The organism is Bradyrhizobium sp. MI1.3 (assembly GCF_055811695.1).
Genome location: NZ_JBVVPQ010000159.1, coordinates 1 through 4698, shown reverse-complemented (window position 1 = coordinate 4698; position 4698 = coordinate 1). Strand labels below are relative to the sequence as shown.

The 4698-nt window shown below is 65.0% G+C and carries 3 protein-coding genes and 2 pseudogenes; 3 read left to right on the top strand and 2 right to left on the bottom strand.

Features of this window, described 5'->3' with window-relative positions; genetic code table 11:
* Positions 1 to 217 precede the first annotated feature (217 nt).
* The 3 genes from AC0L3A_RS40030 to AC0L3A_RS40020 are packed head-to-tail and all read left to right on the top strand — an operon-like array spanning position 218 to position 3341.
* A complete protein-coding gene (locus AC0L3A_RS40030) occupies positions 218 to 1450 on the top strand; it encodes a tyrosine-type recombinase/integrase (protein WP_473256503.1) in 1233 nt (410 codons plus the stop codon).
* Positions 1450 to 2355: a tyrosine-type recombinase/integrase gene (locus tag AC0L3A_RS40025; protein ID WP_473256502.1), complete on the top strand. Its 906-nt coding sequence runs from the start codon at positions 1450 to 1452 to the stop codon at positions 2353 to 2355. The genes AC0L3A_RS40030 and AC0L3A_RS40025 overlap by 1 nt, the downstream gene beginning before the upstream one ends.
* Entirely contained in the window at positions 2352 to 3341 is a 990-nt protein-coding gene (locus AC0L3A_RS40020; protein WP_473256501.1) for a tyrosine-type recombinase/integrase, read from the top strand. Before AC0L3A_RS40025 ends, AC0L3A_RS40020 begins: the two co-directional genes overlap by 4 nt.
* A gap of 79 nt (positions 3342 to 3420) precedes the next feature.
* Here the strand turns inward: AC0L3A_RS40020 and AC0L3A_RS40015 are convergent.
* Positions 3421 to 3639 (bottom strand): annotated as a pseudogene (locus AC0L3A_RS40015) (transposase zinc-binding domain-containing protein); the annotation flags it as partial.
* Positions 3640 to 3657: 18 nt separating this feature from the next.
* A pseudogene (locus AC0L3A_RS40010) lies at positions 3658 to 4516 on the bottom strand (tyrosine-type recombinase/integrase).
* Positions 4517 to 4698: the final 182 nt, after the last annotated feature.

Below are 4698 nucleotides of genomic sequence, written 5' to 3'. Positions count from 1 at the left end.
ACCGAGGCGCTCGGCGGCCACATGGAGGCTTGCGACGACTGCGGCACGACACGCCTCGCCTATAATTCCTGTCTTATGGGCAGATCCGGTAATGGGGAGCTGCCGTGACGGCGCTCAGATTTTCCTGTGAATTGCATCGCTTCCACTCTCCATAACATGACGCCTTTGCACCCTGGTCGGTTCGGCCACTGTTGGCCGGTCACAAGCGGGGACGATCATGTTGGACAACTACTTCCCGGCATCGAAGATGCTGGGCCATCTGCGCAGCGGGCCGAGTGGGCTGCACCTCGATGGCTTCGCCGCGGCGCTTAAGGGCGAGGGCTATACCGACGACACGGCGGTTCGATACGTGCGGGCGGCGGCGCACCTCGGCCATGTCCTGGCGGGGCGCGAAGGATTGCCGCGCGACATCGATCTGCAGGCTTTCAGTGAACATCTGGGCACCTGTCGTTGCCCACGCGCTAAGGGCGGCCGTCACAATCACCATACCATCTACGGCGCCCGGCTCTTTCGCCGGTACCTCGTCGAAATCGGCGTGTGTCGCCCCGCCGCAGTGACGGCGACGCCCGTCGAGCCGTCGTTGATCACCAGCTTCAAAGCATGGCTGCGGAGGCACCGCGGAGCTTCCGACGCCACCATCAGGCTCTACGCACGTGACGTCGCCCGCTTGCTGATGGCACTCGGGGACGATCCGGCGACCTGGGATGCGGCCGCCGTTCGCACCACCTTCATGGATCTCGCGAGCACGAGCGGGCGCGGAACCATCGAGAAGATGACGACAAGCCTACGTGCTTTCCTGCGCTACTTGGCGGTCGAAGGTCGCTGCCGGGCCGGTCTCGACAGTGCGGTTCCCGCCTGCGCCCATTGGCGGCTTGCCGACATGCCACGGTATCTGGCGACAGAACAGGTGAACTGTTTGATCGCGGCCTGTAACGGCGAAGCTCCAGCGCGGCGCCGCGATCGCGCGATCATCCTGCTCGTGGTGCGTCTGGGGCTGCGGGCCGGTGACGTTGCGCAACTGCGTCTCGACGACATCGAATGGGAGACCGGCTCGTTGCGGGTCGCGGGCAAGTCCCGCACCGAGGTTCGCCTGCCGCTGCCGCAAGACGTTGGCGATGCGATTGCAGCCTATGTCGACTGCCGGCCCAAGCACCATGCGAACGCTCATGTGTTCCTGCGCACAATCGCGCCATACGGATCCTTCCGGCGGGGCGACGGCATCTCGTCGCTGGTAAGGCGTGCTATGCAGCGGGCCGGCATCATTACGCCGTTCAAGGGCGCGCACGCGCTGCGGCATACGGCGGCGACCGAGATGCTGCGTCATGGCGTGGCACTCGAGAAGATCGGCTTGGTCCTGCGGCACCGAGGTATCGACACGACCGCCTATTACGCCAAGGCCGATGTCGCGCTCCTGAAGCAGATCGCGCAGCCCTGGCCGGAGGTGCTCTGATGCTGAAGGCCATCGAAGCCTATCTCGACCTCCGCCGAGCCACTGGCTTCGCGATGTCAAATGCGGAGTACCTGCTGAAGAGCTTCGCCGCTTTCGCGGCCGAGCGCGGGCAAACGCATGTGCACGCGCAAACTGCCATCGACTGGGCAGCGCTCGGGCCGTCCGTCGCGCAGCGCGATGCCCGGCTGAAGGCCGTCTGCCGCTTCGTACACCACGTGCGGATCGAGGACGACCGGCACGAGCTCCCGCCGGCCAATCACTTCGGTGCCCACAAGAGGAGGCGCCCGCCGCATATCTACTCGGATGCAGAGTTCAATTGCCTTATCGAGGCCGCACTGCGGCTTGGGCCCAAGGGCGGCTTGCGCTCAATGACCTATGCGACCTTGATCGCCCTGCTCTCGGCTACCGGGTTGAGGATCTCCGAGGCACTGAAGCTGACGGTCGCCGACGTGACGCGCGACGGCTTGCTGATCCGGGAGACCAAGTTCCGCAAGACCCGCCTGGTACCGCTTCACGACACGGCCGCCGCGGGCCTGCGGCGCTATTTGGCGCGCCGCCGGCCTCGCTCGAACGATGATCCGGTGTTCATCGGCAAGCACGGCGGTGCGCTGCGCTATATTGCCGTCAAGGAGACCTTCGACAGGTTGGTCCGCAAGGCAGGGATCGCACCGGCGGCGAGGCGCCGCCCGCGCCTGCACGATCTGCGACACACGTTCGCGGTGCGGGCGCTGCAGGGCAGTCCGGCCGGACGAAGCCGAAGTGGCGCACATATGGCGGCGCCTTCGACCTACATGGGCCACGTCAACATCTACGCGACCTACTGGTACCTGGAGGCGACCGCCGATCTCATGCGCGACGTCGCCGCGGCCGGTGAAGACTACCTCTTGGACGGGAGGCGATCATGACGCCGATCGGTCCCCTTATCGAAGCGTTCCTCCGCGAGACGCTCGCCAGCCAGCGGGGCGCCAGCCGGCACACGCAGGACTCTTACGCCGCGAGCTTCCAGCTGCTCTTCATGTTCGCCGCCGAAAGACTGAAGGTCCGGCCGTCGGTACTGACATTGGAGCAACTCGACGCCGGCCTCGTTAGCGCCTTCCTCGAGCATCTCGAAGATGTACGCGGAAACGCGGCCGTCACGCGCAACGTGCGGCTTGCGGCCATCAAGTCGTTCTTCCGCTTCCTCGAATACCGACAGCCGGCGGCGCTCGAGCAGATCCGCCGCGTACTGGCGATCCCGTTCAAGAGGACGGATCAACGGCTCGTTCCCTATCTGCTGAAGGATGAGTTGCAAGCCGTGCTCGACGCGCCCGATCCCGCCACGCGTGACGGCATCCGCGATCGGGCGATGTTGCATCTGGCCGTCAGCGCAGGGCTGCGTGTGTCCGAGCTGACAGGCTTGAAGATCGATGATATCGACCTGCCGTCGATGAGCGTCCGCGTTCTCGGCAAGGGACAGCGGGAGCGGACGCTGCCCTTGTGGAAGACCACGGCCGCGGCTCGGCGTGCCTGGCTCGCCGTTCGCGGGCGGGTCGCCGCACCCGAGGTGTTCGTCAACGCCAGAGGCGAGCCGCTGACCCGATGGGGCTTCGCGTATCTGCTCAAGCAGCACGTCGCAACTGCCGCTCGACACAAGCCCGGCCTGAAGAAGAAGCGCGTCTCGCCCCACGTGCTCCGGCACACTTGCGCGATGATCGTCCTGCAGGCGACGGGAGACATACGGAAGGTCTCGCTGTGGCTGGGCCACGCCACGCTGACGACCACCGAGGTCTACACGCGCGGCGATCCGACAGAAAAGCTCGACACCATGGAAGCGATCGTGCCGCCACATCTGCGGCGCGGCACATTCCAGCCGTCCGACAAACTGCTCGCGCTGCTCAAGCGCACTTCGTAATGGAGAGCGCAATGGCGGCGACTTGCTCAAAACGCGGTCAGCTCGCCGCCAGCTCCCCATTACCGGATCTGCCCATAAGGCAAGAATTGTAGGCGACGCGTGTCGTGCCGCAGTCGTCGCAAGCCTCCATGTGGCCGCCGAGCGCCTCGGTCCGGCACGCCACGATCGCGCTCATCACGCGCCGCTCGACCCGACCGAGATGACCGGCATGGTCACGGCGATAGGTGTCGCCATGCCGGCGCAGAATATCGGCAATCTCGATGGCGGGCCTGTTGCAGCGGCTGTCGGGGCGGATCATCACCCGCATCCCGCGCTGTCATCCAGATGGCGTCACCTCCAGCGACAGGCGGTCGAGCGGGCTCTGCGTCGCCCGGATGGTATGAGTGGCGACCTGCGTATAGCGCGCCGTCGACGACAAATTATTGTGCCCGAGCAAGACCTGGATGATCCGAATGTCGGTTCCGTTCTCGAGAAGATGCGTCGCGAAGCTGTGGCGCAGCGTGTGCAGCGTGACGCGCTTGGTCAGGCCCGCGGCCTTCACCGCCGAGCGGCAGGCGGCGTGCAACACGGTCTGATCGATCGGATGATCTTCGTCACGACCAGGGAACAGATAAAGCCGCGGCCGGGCGAGCCGCCAGTAGGTGCGCAGGATGCCCAGCAGCTGGGGCGACAGCATCACGTTGCGATCCTTCGCCCTTGCCGTGGCGCACCTGGATGACGCCGCGGGCGCTATCGATGTCTTCGATCCGCAGTCCCGCGACTTCGGAGGCCCTGAGTCCGGCCGCATAGGCCGTGGTGAGCGCGGCACGGCTCTTCAGGCTGGACACGGCCTCGAGGAACTGAACCACTTCGTCGGCGCTGAGAACGACCGGCAGCTTGCGGGGTTCTCGCGCATAGGGAATGCGCTCCGGGATGAGCGCCTCGCCGAGCGTGACGCCGTAGAAAAACCGTAGCGCACAGACAATCTGGTTCAGCGCCGGCCATGAGATGCCGGTCGAGACCAGATGCACCTGGAAGGCGCGGACGTCTTCCAGCTCTAACCGGTCAGGCGATCGGCCAAAATAGCGGCTGAACTTCGAAACCGCGCTGATGTAGGATCGTTGCGTCGCCGGCGACAGATTGCGGACGGTCATGTCTTCGATCATGCGGCGGCGAAGAGGGCTCAAATCGGCCATCTCGATACTCCTGTCTGAGGGGGATGGGCTCCAACGCCCACATCCTCTCAGCCAGGAGGCGATCTACGCTACCTTGCCCCTCACGCCGCGGCAGCGGCTTCGTTCAATCTAAAAACGAAATCGCAAGGTTCCGATGCCCGAAGCATCAAAACCCTGCAATCCCAAAACAGTCCACAAAGACA

Bases quoted from the DNA above. Each gene is read 5' to 3' on its own strand.
- AC0L3A_RS40030 (WP_473256503.1), top strand. From the start codon at position 218: ATGTTGGACAACTACTTCCCGGCATCGAAGATGCTGGGCCATCTGCGC.
- AC0L3A_RS40025 (WP_473256502.1), top strand. From the start codon at position 1,450: ATGCTGAAGGCCATCGAAGCCTATCTCGACCTCCGCCGAGCCACTGGC.
- AC0L3A_RS40020 (WP_473256501.1), top strand. From the start codon at position 2,352: ATGACGCCGATCGGTCCCCTTATCGAAGCGTTCCTCCGCGAGACGCTC.